Source organism: Candidatus Paracaedibacter acanthamoebae, from assembly GCF_000742835.1.
In the GTDB taxonomy this organism is placed as follows: Bacteria; Pseudomonadota; Alphaproteobacteria; order Paracaedibacterales; family Paracaedibacteraceae; genus Paracaedibacter; species Paracaedibacter acanthamoebae.
Genome location: NZ_CP008941.1, coordinates 1,184,549 through 1,208,369 on the forward strand (window position 1 = coordinate 1,184,549; position 23,821 = coordinate 1,208,369).

Consider the following 23,821-nt stretch of genomic DNA (forward strand, 5'->3'; position numbering starts at 1 on the left):
AAATAAGAGGGAGAAGGATTTTCTCCCTCTCAAAATATTGAGCACCGGTCCTTCTAGAAGACCTCTCCTTTAAAGACAATAGTTGCAGGCCCGGCCATCCAGATGCCTTGTTCTGTGGGTGTGACAAGTAAATCGCCGCCTTGCTGGGAGACGAGCATTGAGTCCGAGATTAATCCCTTTGCATAAGCCAGGCCAGTGGTGGCGCATGCTGCTGTACCGCAAGCCCCAGTATACCCGGAACCGCGTTCCCATGTCTTAAGTAAAATTCTTTCGGCTTGGAGTTGGGCAACAGAAACATTAACCCGCTTTGGAAAGGTGGGGTGATTTTCTAGTAAGGGGCCCATGGCGACTATATCAATCCGCTCAATGTCCTCTACAAAAGCAATTAAATGTGGGTTACCAACGTCAACGCCGTTCCATGCTCCTACCTGATTCGATAGGATGAGCGCTTCGACGTCAGAAATTAACGCATGGCCCATATTAATGACGGCCATCCCATTACTATAGATACAATTAAGGTGTCGTGTTTTAGTCCGTAAAGTGATTTTGGGAAGGGCGAGAAAGGTCACTAAGGCTCTGCTGCCATTCCCACAGGCTTCGGCTTCAGTTCCATCAGCATTAAAGAATTGAACATCCATCACCGTTTTATCTTGGCTCCGTTGGAAGAAAATGACCTGATCACATCCAATGCCAAGACGTCGATGGGCAATGTGCTGAATTTTTTCTAAGCCAAGTGGGTTGCCTTCAATAATGACAAAGTCATTGCTAAGTGCCTGGGCTTTAATAAAAGAAATAGTAGCCATGAAATTATCTCAAGCAAGAGGTGGTGCTGAAGACAGGAGTCGAACCTGCGACCTACTGATTACGAATCAGTTGATATCTTAATCTCTTAATTTCAGCCGCTCCCTAATAAATCTTTAACTTTCCTGGGCTTATATAGATTTTTCATCTTATATCCATCTCTATCTGTTTCTGCCAAAATTGATCCAATTTACTGCACATTGGTGACAATTTGGTGACAACTTTTTCCATATGGAGTAATCCTATGAAAAAAGGAGAGCTCATGTCAAGAATCACCAAACGATTCATAGAAAGTATAGCACCAGCTTCCGAAAAGAGGTTAATATTTTGGGATGCAGATCTAAAAGGATTTGGTGTGGTCGTGCTTCCTAGCTGAAGGAGAACATATGTTGTTCAATACCGCAATGTAGATCGAGTGAAAAAGCGATTAAAACTTGGTATCCATGGTCAAATTACTGCTGAGCTTGCTCGGGAACTTGCAAAGAAAAAACTTGCTGCTGTAACCCATGGTGAAGACCCTGCAAAAGAAAAAAAACAAATCCAAAATCTACCATCAATAAAAGATCTTGCGCAGGACTATCTTGAAAGACATGCCCATAAAAAACGCTCTAAAAGTATTCAAGAAGATGGAAAGCTATTAAAAAATATTATTTTACCAGCATTAGGGGTGGCTAAAGTTGCCCATGTTACTCGTCGAGATATTGAAACGCTACATTTGAAGTATGAAAAGACCCCATATCAAGCAAATCGTGCTTTAGCCCTTCTCTCAAAAATGTTTTCTTTGGCCGTCTTATGGGGGTGGCGTGAAAATAATCCAACAAAGGGAATTCAGAAATACCCAGAAGAAAGGCGAGATAGATGGCTCAATGATGAGGAAATGGACCGACTATGGCAGAGTCTTGATCAGTATCCCAATCATTTAACGGCCTATGTCTTTAAATTTCTACTTCTAACTGGTGCACGTAAAGGTGAAGTTCTAAACGCCACTTGGGATCAATTTGACTTAGGGAAAGGCATTTGGACTAAGCCGTCTCATTTGACTAAACAGAAAAAGAAAGAGTATTTGCCTCTTTCAGAAAAGGCTTTGAGCGTGTTAGACGAAATTCAGAAATTTAAAGCTCCAGATTCTCCATATCTTTTTTCTGGACGAGTAGCAGGAGAGCCCCTAAAAGAAGTGAAAACATTTTGGAAAAACATCATCAAAAAGGCTGAATTAGAAAATGTTCGTATCCATGATTTACGTCATACTCATGCCGCACATCTGGTTTCTAGTGGATTAAGTTTAAGTATCGTTGGAAATCTATTAGGGCATACACAGGCTATTACAATGCAGAGATATGCACATTTAGCTGATGAGCCATTACGCCAAGCAGCAGAGTTGTTTGGTAGTAAAATTACTAAAACATCCAAGAAAAAGATTTAAATAATTAATATTGTCTGAGGTATAATTATGATAAAGAGCAAATGATAAACTCAAACGGCGTTGTCACATTAAGTTTAAAGCTTTATAATATGGTCTCATTTGATAAAACATAGGGGAGCCTTTAATTGTACAAAAGACATCGTTTCCCTTCTTCTTTAATTCAATCAGTTGTCTTCCTTTATCATCGCTATGCTCTTAGTCTAAGAGAAGTTGAAGAACTTATGCTTATTCGAGGAATTGATGTAAGCTATGAAACAATACGGAGATGGAGCTTAAAGTTTGGTCCTACTTATAAAAAGGCTTTAAGGTCTTATCAGTCCCCCGCAAGTGATAAATGGCATTTAGATGAAGTATGCTTGAAGATTCAGGATAAGTATTATTGGTTATGGCGTGCTTTAGATGATCAAGACCAAGAAATAGATATCCTTTTACAACCTAGAAGAAATGCTAAAGCAGCTAAACGGTTCTTTCTTAAACTTCTTGGTAAAGAAGGCTTTATTCCAAGAGTTATTATCACAGATAAATTAGCCAGTTATAAAGCCGTGCTCCGAAAGCTTGGGTTATTTCCTGATCATAGAAAGCATAAATCTTTAAATAACCGTATGGAAGGATCTCACCAACATGTGCGTAAGCAAGAAAGAATAAAGCGAAGATTTAGAAATCCTATTCATTGTCAGAAGTTTTTGTCTTTATCCTTAACCCTTAGAACTTGTTTTGGAAGAATTCCTCATAAACTGAAAGCTTCAGCTAAAAGAGTTCATAAGCATCAGGCCTTAAGTATTTGGCATCAATCTACTCAAACACAGGATAATTTTGTCTAAAGTTCCTCATAATCAGGAAAATATACTCCTCTTGAGTTAATGTGACAACGCCTTAGTAGCTTAGCAGAGCAAATAAAAGGAGCCCTGCAGTGAAGAAAATTTATGAAAGTGATTTAAGTGATCAAGAGTGGTCTATAATCTCTCCGATGATTCCTCCCAGTAGACCAGGCGGCCGCCCAAGACGAGTTAATGTCCGTCATACCCTCAATGCAATTTTCTACTTGTTAAAGACAGGTTGCCAATGGCGGATGCTTCCCAAAGACTTTCCCCCTTGGGGCACTGTTCACTATTATTTTCGTCGATGGAGATTAGAAGGGGTGTGGTTCAAAATCCATGAAGAATTACGGTCAACTGTTCGTAAAAACTCCCAAAAACATGAGCATTCAACAATTGGGATTATGGATTCTCAAAGCGTAAAAACCACAGAAAAAAGGGGCTATACGGATATGATGGTGGTAAAAAGGTAAAGGGACGCAAGCGCCATATTCTTATAGACACTTTAGGGTTTATTCTTTCCTTAATAGTAAAGTAGTTTAGATAGTTACTATGACTCTGAGAAATTATCTTCATCATCTTTTTCTTCCCCTGTATAACTATCTTTATTGAGCAGCGCTTCCTTATTACCATTCTTAGATTGTTCTAAGAAGACTTTTATATCACTCAATTGATCAATCGGATGCTCATAAGTAAAGGTTTCTCCGGCCTCAGTAAAGTCAACAAAGTAATTCGTTAAAACAACTGTTTTCTTTTGAACTTTATCCGTACCAAATAGCATATTCAGCCCAATATCAGCAGCTTCTAAAACCTGATCTAATCGATAATAGCTTACCGTCCATTTTGTAAGGTTTGAGAGCACACCATCACGATAAATGGCCCCAAAAATCTCAGGTGGATTCAGACCAGCATGACCAGAGAGAACATTAAATTTAACTTGAATTGGAAACTCATTCCATGAAAACATTAAGTTAGAACGCGTAGAAGCTAAGATGTCTGCAGAGATAAGAGGTGTCTTTTTATCTTCCACAGTGGGAAAATTTGTTCTCTCTTCGGTAGTCATATACTGCCCGTGAACGGCATTACTCTCAACTAAAGCAGGTAAGATAGCTCCTGAAAACACCGTTTTTGGCCTTTCGCTTTCTTTTCTCTGATCTCTATCAGCAGCAATCAAAAGGTATAAAGCATCGCTGTTACCAATAATTTCTGTTGACGTTTTTAAACTAAGATTTCGACCTTGGGCAGTTGTTAGCATAACATGAATCCCATCAAAATTATCAAATTGAACAACATCTTCTTCACAAAAGGCACCAAAATGATGCCCATACGCTATATCAAAACCGATTAACCGAGAATTAGGATAGGCTTCGAGCATCTGACAATAGACATCAACTTTCACAGAATCACCAAATTTATATAACATATAGGTTGGCAGATCATGAATGGTTCGCAATTTATTAACATCGGTAAGCCCCTGCCGCTGCGCCACTGCTTTCCATAAAATTGGTTCATTTCCTATCTGTCTAAAACGCTTAGAACTTTGTTGAACATTTCTAAGATTTCTCTCATCCAAATGACTAAAAATATAAGTCCACAGCTCTTCTGGGATCTGCATCGTTAAATCTTCTTCAGTGTCAGTCTTATCTTCAAGTGCAGGAAGAAGAGAATCACTTTTCTCTGTTTCTTCTAAGCGAGGACTTTTATGCTTTGGCTCGCCTTCCGCCTTTTGGGATTGATCACCTTCTATCTCTTCAAGCGATCGTTTGCGAGTCTCTTTCCCGCCAATATCAGGCATTTCCATAGCCATAAGATTCGAAAAACTGGATAGCAACAGAAACATCGCTAATTTTTTTACATTCATCTAAATTCCTTTTGTTAATTTAATTGATCGCTAAGCATTTGTAATGCACAAACACCTTTATTAAGGTAGATATGGAAGTTTAAGAAAAAATTTCAAGCTAATATGTAACTGCTAGTGAGAGCAGAAGCAATAAAACCCTATGAACTGTTGTATTCAAGGTATTTCCGCTAAGCTGCTTGTTTTTTTACTCAATACCCTTATAATTTATTTAAAAGGCTAAAACCTGTCGCGGAGGATTGAATGGCCCAACTTCTGGTAAATAATGCCATTATGATGTGTAGTTTTGGAAGTGCACCCTGTAATTTGGTGGTTTTAGACCCAACAGTTCAAGGGGGCAATAACCCCATGGCCAATATTATGGATTATGTTTTTCCAACCAATATCTCAGGCTTTAAAATGTGCACAAGCCCTGGCAACCCATCAGTAGCAGCCAAATTTGGTGCACCATCCCCTTGCTCGCCAGTCATCTCAGCCCCCTGGGCACCCGGCATCCCTGATGTTCTTGTTCGCAATATGCCGGCTGTCGACAATACCTGCATGTTAAACTGTGGGTTTGGAGGGGTGATTAATGTGAATTTTGCCGGTCAAGTCAATGATATGGCCACCTAAACTCTTATTAATGCTGTGGAGGTTATATACTCCAATTAAGCTGAACCATCGCTTGGTGATTACGTTGAGTGGGACCAAGCTCACCTTCATAAATGAGTGTTGCAGAGATCTTTTCATTTAGAAGAGCCGTTGCTCCGACACTTGGATTTACTAAGAGACGATGTTTATTCTTCGCCACCACCGTAAATTGTCCACCTTGACCGGCCAGGCTCGCGGTAATCTTTCGCTTTTTATTGAAGGTCGGCTGATAGATGGCCCCTACTTTAGCAAAGCTGTAGATAGAGGTATTCTCATTCCAATTCCATAATTTAGCCAATTGGAGGCCCGCCTTCCCTTGAGCAACGGTACTATGATAGGCTTGAATGGTAAGGTTCTGAAGTCCCGCCCCTTTTTCTGTATATTTGTTTTCATGCAGATACAAAGTACTCCCACTGATATAAGGCGTCAACGTTGTTGCATTTGTCCACGCGATATCGCGCCCGATTTCGAGTACGCCACTAATGTGATGGCCATCGTGTTTTTGATGTGCAACAGCGGAAATGACAGTCATGCTACGGTTACTTTTAAAACGGTGATGACCATAAGAAAGAGTACCATGAATATAGATCGGCTTTGTAGTCCACAATCCATATATCCCAAAGCGTGATGAATTAATGCTGCCCTTATCCCCATTAACTTTCATCTTATAGATGTTATGGACATAACTGGTGGTGACACCCACCTTAAAGTGAGGTGTTACAGCGCGATCTACACCAACGCTGGTACTATAGCTGTTACCGTCTAGGCCGCCTACAGAAATTCCTGCAGGATCAACCGTATTATCTTGACTAAAGCGCTCCCCGGATCCTTGGATCCAAAATGTAACCTTATCCAAAGTAACCCGCGTAAAAGCAGGCAGGTGCTTGGGATCGGCACCTGGCACAATAGCATAAGCTGTTGTTCTATCGTACAATTTAGAAGCAAATCGTTGATTAAAATTCTGCTTAAAAGAAACTAAATTAGCCCTTAGATTGGTGAGGGTCGCCGCTGCTTGTCCGGCGGCATCGACCAATCGATCCATACTTGCCCAAGCAAAGGCATTGTTCAGATGATTTATTTCAGCGGTGCTGACCATCGCGGAAGTTTGAGCATTCGTCGCAGGGCTAAGCTCGTGTATTGCTTTCTTTAGATGAGTTTGATCTAGGTTATTAAGCATATTTGTCAAGGATTCTGGTGCATACTTGACAAGGTATTGTGCAACTGCGCCAGGATTGCCAGCATTCCAAAAAGTCGATAGAGGGTTAGGGCTAATGGTGAGGCGAACATTGCCACCAACACCATAAGTATATGCCATTTTATATTTTATAGAGGTGCCGGTTGTTGTAACTGAAGCAAATGTTGTGCCATTGGGAATAGAACCTTGGAGAAGTGTATAAACAGTCCCCACCGCATAAGATCCGGTAGCCGCATCAATGATTAGATTGGCATTAGAAATATTAATATCAGTTGCTCCAGCGACAGTGAGATATTCAGAAGAACCGCCACTAGCAATTTTAGCTCCATAAGCAGCCCCTGAATTAAATGTTATTGACTTTACTGTTCCTGCTCCACTTAAGGTGGCGCCTGCATTAACGGTGACATCCGAACTCTCAAGAGAATCTGCAACCGCTAACTCCCCCGCGGCAATTGTCGTGGTTCCCAAGAAGGTGTTGTTAAAGCCGCTCAGAGTCAGTTTTTCATTTCCTTGTTTTATAAGCAGACCATTACCCGAAATTATATCTCTATATTCATAGGAAGATGGTGGATCAAAAACTATACTCCCCCATTATTAATTATATCGCCAGGGAGAGCGCCTGTCGTGGTAAAGGTACCGTTGTTAGTTATTATGCCAGAACCGGTTACCATACCTGCACTGTTCCAGATACCTTTAATAGTTATATTGCCGTCGTTATTTATTATACTACCGTTCACACTGTTAAAAGTGAGATTTAGCCCGCACTCCAGAAGCGTACCCGCATTATTAATCAATGTTCCTTCCAGGAGAAAATTAAGGCCACTTATTTTTAAAGTGTTGTTATTAATCAGTGTAGCACCACTGGGTACGTTTGCGGACCCGTACTCTTTCTTCTACACCATTAACCGTATAGGTGTCGCCGCTATTGACCTCTAACTGCATCGTCCTTCCTATTGAGAAGGAAGAGACAAGAAATATTATGATTAATGCATAGAAATAATGAAGGCTCTTATTCGTAGAAAATATAGGTAGCAAGCAAGACTTAAAAGAAGGTAGCTCAGTTTGAATGCGCAGGGTTAGATTACCTTGATTTTTCATCTATAATCCTCAGGAGCAAGCAATAAGCATATATTTTTATGGTATCTTCACTATCCACAGAACGGAAAGCCTATTTATATTGGTTAACAATTACTAAACAAACATTTAATCTACAGAATTATGAGTTAGAAGCTATAAAGGGGATACATACTAGATTTTTCTAGTTTATAAAAAACACATAATTTGCTAAAAAAAAATACGGATAATATACTCTTAAAAATTAGAGTAATTTTCTGCAGCTGTTTCTTACCAACAGTACTTTTACTTATTTGAAAACAATAAAAATCAAGAATTACTCGAAAGTAGATAAAATGAAAACCTGCAATCTTTCCATGGAAAAAATTTCCTTTGAAAAGCATTTAGAAAACCTTAAATCTTGCCAAAATTGCACCCCCACCCTTCCACTGGGAGCGAATCCCATCGTTCAGCTTTCCCCCCAGGCAAAAATACTCATTATTGGACAAGCGCCTGGCACCAAAGCCCACTATACCAACCGACCTTTTAATGATCCCAGCGGGGATCGCTTACGGTCATGGCTTAACCTGAGCCGCGAACAATTTTACAATGAAAAAGAACTTGCTATTATGCCGATGGGTTTTTGTTATCCCGGCCGTAATCCTAAGGGGGGAGATCTCCCCCCTCCTTCTTGTTGTGCCCCTCTTTGGCATGCAAAAACGCTGGCTTTCCTGCCCAATATTCAGCTTACCCTTCTAATTGGCCAATACTCTCAACGCTACTATTTGGGCACTAAACGTAAGAAAACCCTGACTGAAACAGTAAAATCATGGACAGAATATTTACCCACCTACTTTCCTCTTCCCCATCCAAGCTGGCGCAACAATGAGTGGTATAAAGCCAATAATTGGTTTGAAACAGAAGTTTTACCGGACCTCCATACCAGAGTGCAATCTATTTTAACGTCTTAATTCAAGTCTATTCGGTGGGGTTGCGAATAAGCCCCCTTCCATCCGAATCAATAATTTTTTGTTCGCGTATCTATATATAATTATCAAATCTCCATTCTTCTTAACTTAATATTAACCCCTCTCCTGTAAGGTGCTAATATTACATTTCAATAATTGAGGGGATATTACATGGATATTTTATCTTTTAAATATAGTGGAGCTTTTCTTATAATAAGTTTTTCCTTAATGAGTGCAGGGGATACATCAGAAGCTAATGGAGAAAACCCCACCCTTCCTTTACCTCAACAAGGTTATTCTGCGGCAGACAAAAGAAAGATGCTGCAAAACTTAAAAGGGTTTGGTGAAACAAAAGAAAATAATATGGATCTCAAAAAACAATTGCCCACAGACAAAGTCCCTTTAAGTGCCAGCCTTCCAGCGGATACTTTTGATACTTTTGGAGCGGCTAACTCTCAAGGTCACCACGATACGACTGAGAACACTCAAGTAAACAATACTTTCCCCGCTGATCTTCCTTTACCATTAGGTGAAACTCTAGAAGAGGACCCCTTTTTCCCTTATCAAGACATCACCGGACAATTAAATGATCATCAAGATCCAAATATCCTCGCCATGCCTGAAAACAACAATCCACCCCAGAATTTTCAAAAAGTACATAGCTTTGAGGAAGAACAATTTGATTCTATGAGGACCCAAGAAACTTCTGTGCGCTAAGAGTAAAATGAAAAGCTGAGGGGGAATAGGTTTACCCCCCTTAGTCTTTTAATATACCCCGATAAATGAGAGGATATTACATATTATAATATAGGTGATGTGAATTTAAGGTATAAACCTTTTACTCCCATCCCTCTTCTTTTCGAATAATACTTTCTATTTCATCTGTCGTAAGATGGGTAAGATCTTTATGAATTTCCTTTATCTCCAGACTATTCTTATGAAGCGTATCCATATGCTGATCCAAAAAAGCCCTAAATACTTTGACGAGTTTAGCCGGAGATATAAAATATAGCTTAGAAAAACTTTTATCTTTAAGATTTTTTAAGATATAAGAAGAAATTTCGCGCACAAATATTTCCTTTTGTAACTCATGCCAATCCGTGGTGGGCTCATAAGCATGGTGTTCTGCAGTGCTCCACCCTCTGCCCGGTTTATCTCTCCCATGTTCATGGGTTAATTCATGGGTGTGACTAAAAGATGCTAGGTGTTGTAAAGGTGTAAAACGAGCATCCTTTACAAAGAATTTTGCAGTGGCCCCATCACATACTGCTAGTAAGATCATCCCTAATACCTCCTAGTTTAATTTATCTAAATTTATTTATACTCCTTCTAAAGCGCTATGGTGGACATTAAAATTATTCATTTTTAACCTGCTTGGTTAAGGTTTTGAAAGGTTATGCCTATTACAAAAATTATTCTTAGGGGGGGAATTATGACTAGCTTTAAATCGTATTGATACAATGGGCTTAAGGGAATAGTTATAAAATTGAAGAGGGACCTATTTAAGTCCCCCAACATTTTTTCAATATTTTCTTCTGATTTTAAAGAAGGCACCTCACATAAAGCTTGTCAGGCCCTCTTCATTATAGTGGGTGCAATAATACCGCTCTGCATCGTGCCCTTAATTAATATTAGGCCGCTCAGTCGATCGGTAATAAACAACACCAGGAGTGGTGCTCAGCGTTCCATAACCATTCGGTTCATAAGGGTGCCCTGTTATATCACCTAAGAACTGCTCCATAACACGTAAAATCATAAAACGATTTTCGGCTTTTGCAGGTACATGTCCTTCCTCAGCCATCGTTACAAATTCAACATGATTACCAAGACCCACCATTTGTTTGTATAAAAATTCACTTTGCTGGGGCAAACAATTATTATCTTTGAGGCCTGCCATAAGAAGCATTTTTGTACCAGAACGATGGGTTAAATGGGTGGTTACAGAATTGGCCTTACGAATATCAACGGTATTACCAAACTGAAGAAGAGTATCTTCATTTTGATGGCATGTTTTTCCTGCTTTAATATCTTCCATTTCTTTGACAAGATCAAACGGTCCATTAATAGCAATTGCAACATCAGTATATCCTTTGGTATAGGCAGCCACTGCTGCATAAGCACCAAAACTGTCACCTTTTACAATAGCTTTTGCTCCTAAACCTTTCGTTTTAGCCCAATCAATTGCCATCTTCACATCATCAATCACCTCATACCAGTTTCCATCTGATGCATTTTGATAATTTGCACCGAACCCAGTAGAACCTCGAATATTTAAACGAAGATATGGAAAGCCGCGGCTGGTCCAAAATTGTTGTTCCATATCCTGTTCATTAAATTCCCGATAATGAGGACCACCATGAACATCAATAATAAACCAACTGTTTGAATTAACGTTTTCTGGAACCGTATAATATATAGGCATTTCAAACCGTGCATCTGCTGTTTTCACAATAGCATCTTGCTCTGGCGTTAGCTTCCCTAAGGAGATTTCAGTTTTAATCTCATTCATAAAATAAGTAAGAAAGTTTTTAGAGAGGATCCGTTGGGCAATATCCCGCTGTTGGGGTGTTAAGGCATCAGAATATTTTTCTAAGAGATCAGAAAGCTGCTTTCCTCCTTCTACAATTTTCTTAATATTTAAATCCTTTAAAAATGGATAGATAGCATTCTTTTGTTCCTCATCCCATGAATATAAGGCTTGCAATAATTTACCCTGTGGACCAAGAGGGCCGGTGGAGCGGCAGTGTTCTTTTCTCTTTTCAAAATGCGTTCTATAGAAAAATATACCATCATAAATAGTTGCATCGTAGACATCCGATTTCAGCTCATCCACTTCATCATCGTTTAACAAAGGCCGTTCCATAGGCTTTTTACGCTTTAAGTCCACAACATATGGCACCCGCAATCCATCACCTGCTGTCCGATAAAAAATAAGTAGACCATCTTCTAAAGAGTCGGAGAAAGAATACCTTAAGGAATTAGAGTTTACTGAATAAAGAATATCACCAATTGAAATTGAACCGTCCTGATTTTCATTAACTTTCACAAAATCAAACTGGGGAGGGGCATAAGAAGATTGCGTTGCATATTTAAACTTATAAACGCCCTGTTCATCCGTTGAGGTAATTAAATTTGTTATTTTTGACTGAAAATTTAACACAGTCTGGTCTAAAAATTGCCTTGTTAACAGATTATAATAACGATACCGATTTTGGCCATGATATTCACTTTCCAGTTTATAAAAACTTTCTTGTACAAGCAGCCGTTCCGGATTATTAATTTCTTCAATACTAAAATAGCAAGCTTCGAAATCGGCATTCTCAATTTTAAAATAATCTGAACTGTCCATATCCCAAATTAAACTTTCAGTATTTGTATAGCAACGACGATAATCACGGTTACTATCTTCTATGCCTCCATGCAGCAGCTCTTCAGATGGCTCCCCATATTCCACTTTTACAAAACGTGGTGATATAATTTCTGCATCAAAGAATATTTTCTTATCCATTGTTGGCAATGTAAATGTTGCCCCTGAAGTGACCGAGCCATCTTCATTAAGGTGCATAAATGTTAATGTTTGCTCCTCCTGCTTTAAAAATCAGCCCCCCACTGTTAGGTCAAAAAACGGAGATTCGCCATGTATTTTTGAAAAATCTTTGACCTCATCAGCGCAAATCATACGACTTAATGGTGACTTTAGGTTTGGTGAATTGATTATGGCGGATGAGTCAGTGACTGATTCCGCTGCAAGCAGGGAGAAAGCCCATATTGGAGTAAGAAGAGCTGTTATAGCATAGCCAATACTGAAGGGAGGTAAAAATAATTTAACCATTCAATAAGATACCTTTCTTTTTATCTATTCATATAATTTTAGGATCGGTTACTCCTAAACAGTTTATTCTGCAGCAAAAGGAGAAAACCGATTTTTTTAGGCATCAAAGTCCATTTATGCAGTTTTTAAAGTAAAAACTATTTTCTTCCTTTTGTTTTCGAAGATAAAAATTAAGTTAATATTAGCAGCCGCTTTTAACAAGTAAAAATCTTCAAATTTTATCTCCTACCCGACTATTTATTCCATCTAGAGATTAAGGGAATGTTTTACCTTCTTCTTGTTATCTAAAAATAATGATCACCTCAAGAAGATATTAAGAAATATGGTCATAGAAGACTATATTTCCCCTGTTCGATTGCCTTATAATACTCGCTACAACCGCTGATTTTCAAACTTTTCCTCGTTCCTACCGCCCCTTGGGGTTTTACATGGTTCATTATAAGGTTAATCGTTTCTAGTTCTCTTGCCTTTCGTGTGAAAGGCGCTGAATTGGAACAAGCGCCTACATCACACTTATTTATTTCTAGTACTTCAGCGGGCCGAGCGGTATCCCGACACATGATTGCGATAACGGTTAAAAACAATCCATAAGATAGAAAAAACTTTTTCATTTATTGCCTCCCAAGTGTTTTAAAATAGAAGCTATAATCAATTATTGAAAAGGGCATTAAGCCAAGCAACTGTAACCATATCTAATGGAAGCTCGTTGCTATGGGGATCAAACCACTTCCCATGTTGATTAGCACCTGTCCGTATAAAAGGCCCCGCAACAAAACCAGCTTCCCCTTCTAAAGCATATACTTCAGAGTTTTTATCGGTTAGAGCATAAAACTGGAGACGGGCATCTTGCTTAGTATCGACTCTCAAGTTTCCTGTTCTAATGAAGTAAGCACCCTTATTAAGGGTTGTTTCTATGGTTAACGCTAATTGACGAGTACCGACATCCTTACTTTCCTTCATTTTATTTAAGGCATAATTTAACCATGTCCGCGATCCCTGGCGCCCACTTTTAGGAGCACCTAACCTACTTTTAAATTCCGCTGCAGTAATACTTGCACTCTTCGACATTTTTGATTCATGTAGAATGATTAAATCCTTTCCCTTAATTTTTGTAAAAGCCACCAAATCAATCCCATGCACTTTGTCATATTGAGCAAAATGAGTTTCAATCTTTTTATCGGTCAGTAATTTTTTTACAAAATTTTCTCCACAGCCCCCAATATTTTGATTAAGAGGACAGGCCATACATTGCTGACATCCAGAGGCATTATTTAAAGAAATAACTTCAACGTCATCCAACCTGCCTGCCTCGACCGTGGATAATAAAACCGATATACCTGTCAGTAAGGCATAAGTATAAGAAGTTATTTTGGTGGAAAAAGGCATTTTTTTCTGAATAATCATAAGATTCCCCTTAAGCTGATCTTTTTTTACAATAAATTATTGCTACTCTACCTTTAGAAAAGTTCTCCTCAAGAGAGCCCCCTAGGTTTTCATTAAAGCCCTTCTGTCAATAGGATATGCTTTAATTTTCACACCTTATTCATAAAAAAATTCTTTTCCTCTCGCTTAAATTTGCGTAAGGTAAGCACCTAAGTAAAGATTACGTAAATAAAAAAAGCTGAAAAAAATGTTAAACTTCCTTTTGGGTTTAACTGAATGGTTAAGTAAAATACTTTTTCAGCCCATTTAATTTTAACAGAGTATGTTATTTTCCGAAGATGATAGATAATCAAGAAGGTTTTTTAGACCGGACGTATATAAAACAACTTTATACAATAAATGGTATTAAATTTAGCCAGCGCGAGATAGATATTATTGCCTGTCTCTTAAATGGAAGGGCTCCTAAAGGGATTGCCTCTTTCCTTTCCATTTCGCCCCGCACAATTGAAACACATATACGTAGCATTATGCTTAAATCGGACTGCCATTCACGGGAAGGAATAATAAATTTTATTGAAAAGACGCCGCAAATCTCTCTTTTAAGAAAGCATTATTTCAATCTACTCAGCGATCTTACTTTTAAACAAAAATTACAAGAGATTGCAAAGCTTATCCCCCAGCCCCCACCCCTTATTTCTCTCATTTTTAAAAAAGAAAATACGGCAAGCCTAGCTCTTGCTCGCGATCTTGAAAAACATTTAAAGCTCATCGGCGCCCCTTGTTCTTTAATTCCGCAACAAAAGGGCCTTCCTCTTCCCTCTTTAAGGTCCAAGGAAGATGCTCAATTAAACGAGTATTTCCTAATTGTAGATCCTCATGATTGGATAATACAGATTAAAGCCAACGCGAGCGAAGAAAAAGACCCCCTTTCTTTTATTCACAGCCTGACAGAAAAAACAGAACATATCCTCTTTCTTTTATTAGATAAAGAAATTTCCCTTTCACTTCCTCCAGAGGTCGAAAATATTTCCGCCATAGACTTTAGAGTGCAGCAAAAATATTATGATAGTGTTTTTGAGATTTTAAGGAGAATTATAAATAACCCTAAGCTCGAAACCTTAATTTGTCAGTTTAACGAACAATATACTCCCCCCGCTAGCGATTATGTAGTTTCCTCAGATACCCCTAAAAGGGAAGAAAAATTACCTTTATCAAATGATAATTTGCCCAGATATCGTATGAAAAAATTTTATAAAACTTGTTTGGGGGTGGCAACATTTATCTCAATAATTATGGGAATAATATGGGCAGAAAAAAAAGGTCTACAAGCCGCCTTCTTGTCCTCTACTCAGTCAGTTCGCTCAGATTTATTTATTCCCACTGATACAGCCCTTCTCCCTCGGCCTGAGCTTCTTTCAAAGATAGAAAAAAGCCTAAATAAAAAACAAGCTATTCAAGTGGTTGCTTTGGTCGGAATCGGGGGCGCAGGTAAAACCACCCTGGCGCGGCAATATGCGCGCAAACAACAAGTTTCTGTAACGTGGGAAATCAATGCAGAGAATAAGGAAAATCTAATTAACTCCTTTGAACGATTAGCCCATGCTCTTGCTAAAACAGATGCAGAAAGAAAATATTTACAAGAAATTGAAGAAATTAAAAGGGCTGAAGAAAGGGAACAAAAAATACTCTCCTTTGTAAAAGAAAAATTGAGAGCCCATCCTAATTGGATATTAATATACAATGAAGTCAATAATTTTACCCAGATGCAAAACTATATTCCGCATGATCAAACTATATGGGGGAAAGGAAAAGTTATTCTTACAACCCGTGATAGCAATATTAGCAATAATGGTTACATCGATAACACCATCCAAATAGGAGAATTGACGCTTAACGAGAAATTAGCTCTTTTTATAAAAATTATGAAGAATAAGGATTCAAACCAATTTCTCTCTCATCAAAAAGAGCAAGCACAAATTTTCTTAAGTCAGTTACCACCCTTTCCGTTAGACATCTCTATTGCTGCCTATTATTTAAAGAGCACGCAGGTTTCTTATGAAAAATATTTAGAATATTTAAAAAATTATGATAGTGACTTTGCCTTTATTCAGGAAAATATTTTAAAAGGAGCCAATAATTATTCCCGAAGTCGCTACAGCATTATTGCATTATCTCTAAAAAGCCTTATGGAAACCAACAAAGACTTTGAAGAGCTATTGTTGTTCATTTCCCTTTTAAATACTCAAGATATCCCTAAACCCTTATTAGATGCTCATAAAAGTGAAGTTGTTGTGGATAATTTTATCTATAACTTAAAAAAATATTCTCTTTTAACCGACAGTAATTCTAACTCGGTGTATTCGTTTCCAACGCTTTCCACCCATAAAAGCACACAGGAAATAAGCTTAATCTATTTAATAAAAGCATTTCGTTTGAATCAAAATCCTCATTATCTGCAGACCATTTCGAAGACTTTGGAAAAATATATAGAGACAATCACATCTGAGGAAGATTTTTCAAAGATGAAGCTTTTAGCAAGTCATTCTGAAGTTTTTTTAAGTCACTCTATTGGCATAGATAATAACTTAAGGGCAGCCTTAAAAGGTAAATTGGGGATTATTTATTTTTATCTAGGAGATTATAGCAAATCTCACAAAATTTTAGAAGAAAGCCTTGCAAGCCTCGATAGAACCTCTGCGGAAAATCAATTTAGATTGGCTCATATATTAACCCATCTAGGAATGGTTTATAGAAAATTTGGAAATTATGAAAAGGCCAAAAATTTACTTGAAACCAGCATTCAGCTTTATCGCATTCACTCACCCAACAATCGAATAGAAATTGCCCAATCTTTAAGATATCTGGGAATGATATACAAAAGTTTAGGGAATTACGAAAAAGCAAAGGAACTCTTTGAAGAAAGTCTCCTCATTCATAAAACCCATTTTTCTGAAAATCACCGAGGATTTGCATGGTCATTAGGATCACTAGGTTCCGTTTATAGAGAACTAGGTCAGTATGAAAAGGCCAGGGATTTACTTGAACAAAGTTTGGCAGTTTACAAAAAAAACTTTCCTAAAAATCATGGCGGATTGGCATGGACTTTGGCCCATTTAGGAAGAGTCTACATATCCATAGGAAATTATGAAAAAGCTAAGGACTTATTTGAACAAAGCCTTATGATTTATAGAACCCATCTTTCTAAGAATAATGTAAGAATTTCATGGGTATTGGCACCTTTAGGAATCGTATATGGAGAATTAGGAGATTATGAAAAAGCCAGGGATTTACTTGAACGAAGCTTAGCAATTTATAGTAGTAATCTAGCCGAGGGTCACATTGCCATGGCTTGGACAACGGCACACTTAGGCTCCGTTTATAAAGGGTTAGGAAATTATGAAAAAGCTAGGTCCTTACTGAATAAAAGCCTTATAGATTATGAAAAACATTATGGTAAAAATCACCGCGAGAATGCACGCATTTTAATGGAATTAGGAAAATTATATTTTCTTGAAGGAAATTTGAAATCAGCCGAAGATCTTTTTATCAAGTCTTTAAATATATTCTTACAAAACCAACATCCCGAAACCTATGTAGCCTTAGAATGTTTAGCAGATCTCTATCTAAAAAAATCTTCCTACGCAATAAGCGAAGATAATACAGAACAGTCTGCAAAATTTAAAGAGCAAAGTAATAAGCATCTAAATCAAGCCCTCACTATTGTAAAAAAACATTTCCCCCACAATTCCCCTCATCTGAAAAGGATACAATATAAAATAGATAGAACGGGATAGTTCTTCTGTAAATATTCAGTATTTATAGAAGTTATTTCTGTTTTCCACAAAGTTTCTTACCCCTAAGACCTTATCCCTTTCCCAGCTCTTCGACCCGGAAAATAAACCTTTTTCCGATTATTTCTTAGAAAATATTTATAAGAAATAAGAATTTAATGAAAAATAGGTCACACTGCTTTTTTATAAAACGAACGCAATAGTGAAAGAAAAGCTATCTTTCAAATTTACCTCCCCCACACTGCTACCGTAATATTTTTGTACTTTATCAATACCAATAGAAAGTTATTAAAAATGTTTGCCCATCCTTATAAAACTGCTATGCCTGTCAGAGATGATTTAGAAACTGGAAATTTGCAGCAAAGGGAGTGTAAGCTGCTAATATTTGATTTTGATGGTGTCCTTGTGGATACCCAAGAAGTTATTAACGAAATTCAATATGAATACCTTAAGGGAAATTATAACCTTCATCTCCCTTTTGAGCTTTATACTCAAAAATTCTCAGGTATGCGTATGGAAACAATAGTAGGTATTTTACAGCAGCAAGAAAATTTTTCTCCGCTTGTATCCGCTCTCAGCATTTCGCAGACTATCGATGACTTAGTTTTAGAACAGTTATTAAAACAAGAGGTTTCACCGCTGACGGGGGTTGTTCAATTCTTAGAGGAGTCCCATATTAAAAGATGCATTGCTTCTAACTGTTCTTTTAAATTGCTAAAGGCTTTTCTTAAAGCAAGCAAACTTGACAAGTTTTTTAAAGACAATGTTTTTAGCGCAGACATGGTGAAGCACCCGAAACCCGCTCCCGATCTATTTCTCTATGCCGCCACAGAAATGTCAGAAAAAGTACAGAATTGTTTAGTGATCGAAGATAGCCTCGTGGGCATACAAGCTGCTACCGCCGCAGGAATAAGAGTGATTGGCTTTCTAGGCGGTAGCCATGTCTTGCCAGGTAACATAGAAAAATTATTACAAGCAGGGGCGGAAACCGTTATTAATGATATGCGTCAATTGACATCGTATCTTAACCGCAGCCATGCCCCCTAAGTCTAAACCCGCCAAGATGTTTTTTAAACTGAAGAAATTTAAAAGCTTTATACAAATTTACTATGAATAATTACTCTTTTAGAGACCCACTTTCTCCCGGAGAGAAAAAGTAAATCTCTAAATTACTATGAGCAATGAAGACTATTTATCTTCATCTTCTCCAGAAGATCCGTGGGCTTGACCACCCTTGCGTCCCCTCTCCGCCATGCCCTCATGGCCCGCTTTTTCGGCACTTGCATGACCACCTTTTTGGCCTCTTTCTGACATGCCCTCATGGCCCGCTTTTTCGGCACTTGCATGACCACCTTTTTGGCCTCTTTCTGACATGCCCTCATGCCCTGCTTTTTCGGCACTTGCATGACCACCTTTTTGGCCTCTTTCTGACATGCCCTCATGCCCTGCTTTTTCGGCACTTGCATGACCACCTTTACTTGCTATATCTTTTACTTGTTCCTCAGGCATAGAGGCAAAACCTTTTTTTGCATTACTAGATTCTTGCTTGTTATCTTTATTATTTTCATTTGTTTTATTCACCATGAGAAATCTCCTCAATTTTAATATTTATTGCAACTCTCTCTATTAATTCTCTTCACTAACTTCATAAGTAAAGATGTATATAAAAACTAGACAGGTTAATATTAATAATCTTTTAATCTAAAGATTTTCTACAGAATTACTTATTAAAGTTTCATTTTATTAGAAAGGATCTGGCTATAAAGACTATGGCTAATCTCGGGAAGAATAATACTAACAAGCTATTTAGGGTATTTAAAAAAATCTTATAAAATAAGCTGCCTTACCTTAAAAGACCCCCTTTTTTATTAAAGCATATAGGTAAGCCCGCCCCCCCCCAACGGCAGCTTATTGATGCGAGATTATACCCTTTTATAGTCAACTAATTGCGGATTCTATCCAGGCTCGATGCCGTCGCTCATCTTTTAAAGCTTCTTTAAGGAAATCTTCCGAATCTTTCCACATATCACTAAAGTTATTTAATCGTTCATAGGCTGTATTGGTATCATCTTCATTTGTTTTCATAGCTGTTAAAATTGCCTTATCACCAATGAGTCCAGCCAAAACCACTTTACCTTCCGCTAGCCAATGTTTTGACATATCTGGGCCTTGCGGTGCCTCTTCGTTATGCTTTTTAAGGACATTAGAAAACTCTCGGATATGGCGCTCATGGTCCTTTAAAAATTCACCCATTTTATCTTTATATTGTTTGCTTTCTAAGCGGTCAATTGCGGCTTTATAGGCTTCGACTGCATCATATTCAAGCTCTATTAAGTCTTTCAGAGCATCGATAAAATTTTTTTCTAATCCCACCATCGTTACCATAATATTTTCTCCTTCTATGGACTTTTTCTAAAAATATTTTTTCTAGAGTAAAAATGCTAAGTGAAAAAAATTCTTTTTATCCTTATTTTCTTTTGAGTTTAAAACGCCACGACCTCCTCTAACTTTGTATAATTTAATTGAATCGTGGGAAAATTCGTCCCAAAGTAAGGATGACTGCAATTTTATTGAATAGTATTAATAATTTTTTAAAAAAATTATTTTAAATTAAAATTACAAGGCTACCCTCACTTAAAAATGTAATGGTTAGAAAATTCTTTTTATGTCTATTGGTTATTGCAAGTCCCTCAGTTTGTGCTCTCGACGCTTCTAAACTGACGTCTTTAATTCTTAAAACGCCAGAGGAAGAATTAACAACTCAAGAATTCCCTCAAATTAACTTACCAGCTTCAATTAGGGGAAATTCTGGAAATAAGGTGTGCCCCCCTTCTTTAAAGATTATAAACGTCGTTTTTTCTGCCGACCGTTGTTTGGAGATACTGCACCAAAATAGAGTTAGATGGCAGCAATCTCTCTCTTTTACCTCTTTAGAATATAAGAGTTTTTATAAAGAATGGTTTAAGGAAAGCGTGCCTCTTCCCCCCTGTTTGTTAGAGAATTTACCGGCTGAAATTCTTATCAATATTTTAGGGTACCTTTCCCCTAAAGACTTAGGTTTTCTTCGCCGGACCGATCACTATCTGAATAGCCTGTGTCAAGATAGAGGGGTATGGCAGCACTATACATCTCTTCTCCCTAAAGAATACAATAGTTTTTATAAAGAATGGTTTGAAGAAGATTCAGACCTGACATCATCCTTAACCGTAAAAAATAGCAAATTAGACCTTCTGAGAACCATAAATTATAGATGGCAAACGGGCCATCTCTTAGGCCGCTATTTTCAAGAGATGCCACCCTTCCTCTTAGTCCCCTTAATAGCTAAGCTTGCCCATAGTAAGACTTCAAAAGATATGTTCAGGACGATAGCCATCCATCAGCCCAATTTATTTACCGCCAAGAATTCAATAAAAACTCTGTTTGCCCTCCTCTTCCATGCTGATAAATTTTTTCCTTCTCATCTATCTTTATGTGATCAGCAGTTTCTCCTTAATAAGTTAACTCCTTTAGAGGCAGATTATGTCTGTCGCTTAGCAAGATTAATTCCCCTTACTGCAAAAATATTTTTTAACGCCCCCCAAAAGGGAAAATCTCTTAAAGATGGGGCTAACTCTGTGATCCCTTTTTGTAGAATTCATGCTTATGCTGATTACACTCAACTGGTGCATATCACCCTTATGATCAGTCAAGCTCAGCAATTCTTTATCCCCGGCATGGCGGGAGAGCAACGAAAAAAACTCATTACTTTTCTTTCTCCTTTATATGTAAACCAGCTAATGGCTATGGCCGCTCAAGTCGATAAAGTATTTCCCGCGCGAAACAATAAATCGCGTCAAGAGCTCATCCTTCAGGCTTTAAATCCTCTGACAGAAGATGATCAAATAAAGTGCAGTTGCAGAAAGTCGACCTTTTAAAAGGCAAAAGACAACTGTAACTTCTGATAATCAGAAGGATTTATCTAAAATTGATCACCCTTAAATAAGGACCATTTTTCTTTATTAAATACTACTTAAAATTAGTAGCCTTCTCTTTTTTCTTAAAAATTTTATTTCTTCTTAACCAAATATTAGCTTTTGGCTGCTTAACTAACGTCAGAATTGTCCATAATTTAGGGAGAGTCAATTGATTAAGCATTTATTTTTAACTGTATTAGGGATGTCGTCGGTGTATGTATCAGCGATGGAGTCAGATGTTTCTCAATATAACCATAGGTATTCCCCGCTTATTGACGAAAATCAGGGTGAAGAGGATGCATTCCGACTATATCAACTAGGGTACAGTGTTTATACAGCAGGTACTTCCTCGACTAAGCTTAAAGAACAAAACTTTAAAGAAGCAAGAGATCTTCTTGAAAAGGCAGTAGAGAAAGGTCAACCGAATGCGGCAGTATTGATGGGGAGAATGTGGGAGTACGGAGAAGGTGGGGTTAAGGATATAAAGAAGGCTGAAAACCTTTATTTGATCGCCCACCGAGCCGGGGTAATGGCAGGTACAGCACATTTAGCCGAATTATATAAAGCAACTAATCAGATAGAAAAGTCTTTTAATTTAAATCTTGCCTTAGCTTCCCAAGGAGATGCTCGAGCTCAAATTGCTGTCGGTAATATATATCTAGAAGGCTCTAAAAAAGGCTATAAGATTACCCCTAATTTTGAAGCAGCAATTGAATGGTATAAAAAGGCCGCTGCTCAAGGAGATTTAAGGGCAGACTTTGCGTTAGGTAGAACTTACTACTTCCTTAAGGATTACAAGAACGCCCGCGATTATCTTGAGAAAATTTGCCAAACTGACCAAGCGGAAAAATTTATTGGTAAAGTCTTGTTAGGCCAAGCTAAGACCGCTTTAGCCAATATTTATGGCATGAAAGGGCATGAGAACAGGGAAGGAGCAATCCAATTGTATCAAGAGGCTATTGCTCTTGGTAATGCTCAGGCTAAAAACAAATTAAAAGGATTAATTTCATTCTAGTCAAAAAAGGAAAGAAGCGCTGGTGGAATGTCGTAAGGCAAAACCTTAGCCTTTTTTCCATTAATCTTATAAAGGTAGCTACCTTACCCATGGCTGGTTAAAGAGGGAGGATGATTAGAACAGGATCATCCCTCCCCTTTATGGCAGGCCACACCAAGTTGGGAAAGAGGCTTTGAAAAATACAAAAGTAAGCCCTTCCTTAGTTTCTTTTTTTAGCTTCAGAAGTTAGAGGGCCTCTTGTTTCATCGGTAGCTGGCAAAGGTTGCTTCGTAGGACTAGCAGGCTTACGCTGACGAACTGAAGTTGAAGAAGGCTGTCGCTCAGAATTAGATATTCTAAATTCTTCAGCTTCACCTGCTTGTAATAACGGTTGCTTCTCAGCATCAGCGACCTTTCGCTGACGAGATTTTAAATGAGGCGCTGCCGTAGATTCTTGTGACCGGCTCCTTTTCCGAACTTCTTTTTCAGAAGAGGCCACTGTTTCTTCTATTTTAAGAGGTAACACTGTTTCTGGACGAGACCAAACTTTCTGTACGATTGTTCCCAACCATCCTTGTGGCTTTGCTTCTATAGCTTTAATAGTCTTTTGATTCTCATCCCACTCTTTTTGGTATTTGGCCGTTAATTGCTCCACATGTGCCTCGGTAATGCCACGGACTGCAGAAGCTTCTAGAAACTTTTGCCTAATTTGTTTCCTTATTTCAGGCTGAATACCTTTAAAGTAGTGTCCTAAAAATCCAAAACCTATATGATAAATGAGATCAATGACTGGGGAATAACCGAAGTAAAGTGCAAGGCCTACAGCACCTAATGCTTCTTCTCCCTTATTCTCAGAAAGCATCGTTGTAGCAATTCTAAAGGCTTTGGTGGCAAGTTCAACCTCAGGAGTACTTGTAGGTTGTTGTTGGATTATAAAAAAGTTTTTAACCTTGAACTGCTGAGTTAGGGTCTGAGGTTCTATTGTTAATACTTGGGAGAGAAAATTGGGGTCTAATTCTGATCTTCGCTCTGCAGCTAAAATTACTCCACTGGCGTAAACAAGGACCATAAAACCTTTAATAATATTTTTTGTTTTAACCATGATCGTTATTCCTTAACTTTCCC

22 protein-coding genes, 1 tRNA gene and 2 pseudogenes are annotated in these 23,821 nt (G+C 38.0%); 13 read left to right on the forward strand and 12 right to left on the reverse strand.

The window, feature by feature from the left end; translation table 11 throughout:
• Positions 1-53 precede the first annotated feature (53 nt).
• Positions 54-803, reverse strand: coding sequence for a diaminopimelate epimerase (dapF, locus tag ID47_RS05290; protein WP_038464639.1), 750 nt, complete (start codon positions 801-803; stop codon positions 54-56).
• 21 nt (positions 804-824) lie between these two features.
• Positions 825-900: transfer RNA gene (locus tag ID47_RS05295), tRNA-Thr, on the reverse strand.
• Between the two features lie 292 nt (positions 901-1,192).
• Here ID47_RS05295 and ID47_RS13670 point away from each other — a divergent pair.
• The 5 genes and pseudogenes from ID47_RS13670 to ID47_RS13890 form a co-directional block, all read left to right on the forward strand.
• A pseudogene (locus ID47_RS13670) lies at positions 1,193-1,327 on the forward strand (integrase arm-type DNA-binding domain-containing protein); the annotation flags it as partial.
• A gap of 30 nt (positions 1,328-1,357) precedes the next feature.
• Entirely contained in the window at positions 1,358-2,224 is an 867-nt protein-coding gene (locus ID47_RS13675; protein ID WP_420887371.1) for a tyrosine-type recombinase/integrase, read from the forward strand.
• A gap of 125 nt (positions 2,225-2,349) precedes the next feature.
• Positions 2,350-3,045 (forward strand): IS6 family transposase, encoded by a 696-nt coding sequence (locus tag ID47_RS05305; protein WP_051908661.1) that lies wholly within the window; start codon positions 2,350-2,352, stop codon positions 3,043-3,045.
• An 89-nt stretch (positions 3,046-3,134) separates the two neighbouring features.
• A complete protein-coding gene (locus ID47_RS05310) occupies positions 3,135-3,512 on the forward strand; it encodes an IS5 family transposase (protein WP_038464641.1) in 378 nt (125 codons plus the stop codon).
• Positions 3,512-3,577, forward strand: a pseudogene (locus ID47_RS13890) (hypothetical protein); the annotation flags it as partial. The gene ID47_RS05310 and the pseudogene ID47_RS13890, both read left to right, overlap by 1 nt.
• A 12-nt stretch (positions 3,578-3,589) precedes the next feature.
• On the opposite strand, the gene ID47_RS05315 reads toward ID47_RS13890, so the two are convergent.
• Positions 3,590-4,900, reverse strand: a complete 1,311-nt coding sequence (locus ID47_RS05315; RefSeq protein ID WP_038464642.1) for an F-box protein — start codon at positions 4,898-4,900, stop codon at positions 3,590-3,592.
• A 240-nt stretch (positions 4,901-5,140) separates the two neighbouring features.
• Between ID47_RS05315 and ID47_RS05320 the strand changes: the two genes are divergently transcribed.
• Positions 5,141-5,509, forward strand: coding sequence for a DUF4280 domain-containing protein (locus ID47_RS05320; RefSeq protein ID WP_038464644.1), 369 nt, complete (start codon positions 5,141-5,143; stop codon positions 5,507-5,509).
• Positions 5,510-5,531: 22 nt separating this feature from the next.
• Here the strand turns inward: ID47_RS05320 and ID47_RS05325 are convergent, their stop codons facing one another.
• Positions 5,532-7,304 (reverse strand): autotransporter outer membrane beta-barrel domain-containing protein, encoded by a 1,773-nt coding sequence (locus ID47_RS05325; protein WP_320410482.1) that lies wholly within the window; start codon positions 7,302-7,304, stop codon positions 5,532-5,534.
• Between ID47_RS05325 and ID47_RS13220 the strand changes: the two genes are divergently transcribed.
• Positions 7,286-7,480: a hypothetical protein gene (locus tag ID47_RS13220; protein ID WP_198022361.1), complete on the forward strand. Its 195-nt coding sequence runs from the start codon at positions 7,286-7,288 to the stop codon at positions 7,478-7,480. The two genes, ID47_RS05325 and ID47_RS13220, sit on opposite strands and share 19 nt — an antisense overlap.
• An 85-nt stretch (positions 7,481-7,565) precedes the next feature.
• Here the strand turns inward: ID47_RS13220 and ID47_RS12875 are convergent, their stop codons facing one another.
• Positions 7,566-7,820, reverse strand: a complete 255-nt coding sequence (locus tag ID47_RS12875) for a hypothetical protein (protein WP_156956668.1) — start codon at positions 7,818-7,820, stop codon at positions 7,566-7,568.
• Positions 7,821-8,161: 341 nt separating this feature from the next.
• Here ID47_RS12875 and ID47_RS05335 point away from each other — a divergent pair, with 341 nt between their 5' ends.
• Positions 8,162-8,746, forward strand: a complete 585-nt coding sequence (locus ID47_RS05335; RefSeq protein ID WP_038467201.1) for a uracil-DNA glycosylase family protein — start codon at positions 8,162-8,164, stop codon at positions 8,744-8,746.
• 168 nt (positions 8,747-8,914) lie between these two features.
• Positions 8,915-9,460 carry a hypothetical protein gene (locus ID47_RS05340; RefSeq protein ID WP_038464650.1) on the forward strand — a complete coding sequence of 182 codons (546 nt, stop codon included), beginning with the start codon at positions 8,915-8,917 and terminating at the stop codon, positions 9,458-9,460.
• Between the two features lie 121 nt (positions 9,461-9,581).
• Here the strand turns inward: ID47_RS05340 and ID47_RS05345 are convergent, their stop codons facing one another.
• The 4 genes from ID47_RS05345 to ID47_RS05365 all read right to left on the reverse strand — a co-directional run bounded on the left by ID47_RS05345 (position 9,582) and on the right by ID47_RS05365 (position 13,979).
• On the reverse strand, positions 9,582-10,025 hold the full coding sequence (locus tag ID47_RS05345; RefSeq protein ID WP_038464652.1) for a host attachment protein: 444 nt from the start codon (positions 10,023-10,025) through the stop codon (positions 9,582-9,584).
• A gap of 339 nt (positions 10,026-10,364) precedes the next feature.
• Entirely contained in the window at positions 10,365-12,308 is a 1,944-nt protein-coding gene (locus ID47_RS05355) for an alpha/beta hydrolase family protein (RefSeq protein ID WP_038464654.1), read from the reverse strand.
• Positions 12,309-12,341: 33 nt separating this feature from the next.
• Positions 12,342-12,575: a hypothetical protein gene (locus ID47_RS12880; RefSeq protein WP_156956669.1), complete on the reverse strand. Its 234-nt coding sequence runs from the start codon at positions 12,573-12,575 to the stop codon at positions 12,342-12,344.
• Positions 12,576-13,223: 648 nt separating this feature from the next.
• Entirely contained in the window at positions 13,224-13,979 is a 756-nt protein-coding gene (locus ID47_RS05365; RefSeq protein ID WP_038464658.1) for a hypothetical protein, read from the reverse strand.
• A 317-nt stretch (positions 13,980-14,296) separates the two neighbouring features.
• On the opposite strand from ID47_RS05365, the gene ID47_RS05370 reads away from it, so the two are divergent.
• Together ID47_RS05370 and ID47_RS05375 are read left to right on the forward strand one after the other, a co-directional pair.
• A complete protein-coding gene (locus ID47_RS05370) occupies positions 14,297-17,752 on the forward strand; it encodes a tetratricopeptide repeat protein (RefSeq protein WP_038464660.1) in 3,456 nt (1,151 codons plus the stop codon).
• A 291-nt stretch (positions 17,753-18,043) separates the two neighbouring features.
• Positions 18,044-18,796 (forward strand): HAD family hydrolase, encoded by a 753-nt coding sequence (locus ID47_RS05375; protein WP_051908662.1) that lies wholly within the window; start codon positions 18,044-18,046, stop codon positions 18,794-18,796.
• Positions 18,797-18,937: 141 nt separating this feature from the next.
• On the opposite strand, the gene ID47_RS05380 is transcribed toward ID47_RS05375, so the two are convergent.
• Complete coding sequence (locus ID47_RS05380; protein WP_051908663.1) at positions 18,938-19,333, reverse strand: KGG domain-containing protein; 396 nt, start codon at positions 19,331-19,333, stop codon at positions 18,938-18,940.
• A gap of 354 nt (positions 19,334-19,687) precedes the next feature.
• Entirely contained in the window at positions 19,688-20,134 is a 447-nt protein-coding gene (locus tag ID47_RS05385) for a DUF892 family protein (RefSeq protein ID WP_038464662.1), read from the reverse strand.
• Between the two features lie 260 nt (positions 20,135-20,394).
• On the opposite strand from ID47_RS05385, the gene ID47_RS05390 reads away from it, so the two are divergent.
• A complete protein-coding gene (locus ID47_RS05390) occupies positions 20,395-21,663 on the forward strand; it encodes an F-box protein (protein WP_038464664.1) in 1,269 nt (422 codons plus the stop codon).
• A 208-nt stretch (positions 21,664-21,871) separates the two neighbouring features.
• Complete coding sequence (locus ID47_RS05395; protein ID WP_084675937.1) at positions 21,872-22,717, forward strand: SEL1-like repeat protein; 846 nt, start codon at positions 21,872-21,874, stop codon at positions 22,715-22,717.
• Positions 22,718-22,916: 199 nt separating this feature from the next.
• Here the strand turns inward: ID47_RS05395 and ID47_RS05400 are convergent, their stop codons facing one another.
• Positions 22,917-23,798 carry a hypothetical protein gene (locus ID47_RS05400; protein WP_038464668.1) on the reverse strand — a complete coding sequence of 294 codons (882 nt, stop codon included), beginning with the start codon at positions 23,796-23,798 and terminating at the stop codon, positions 22,917-22,919.
• Between the last annotated feature and the right edge of the window lie 23 nt (positions 23,799-23,821).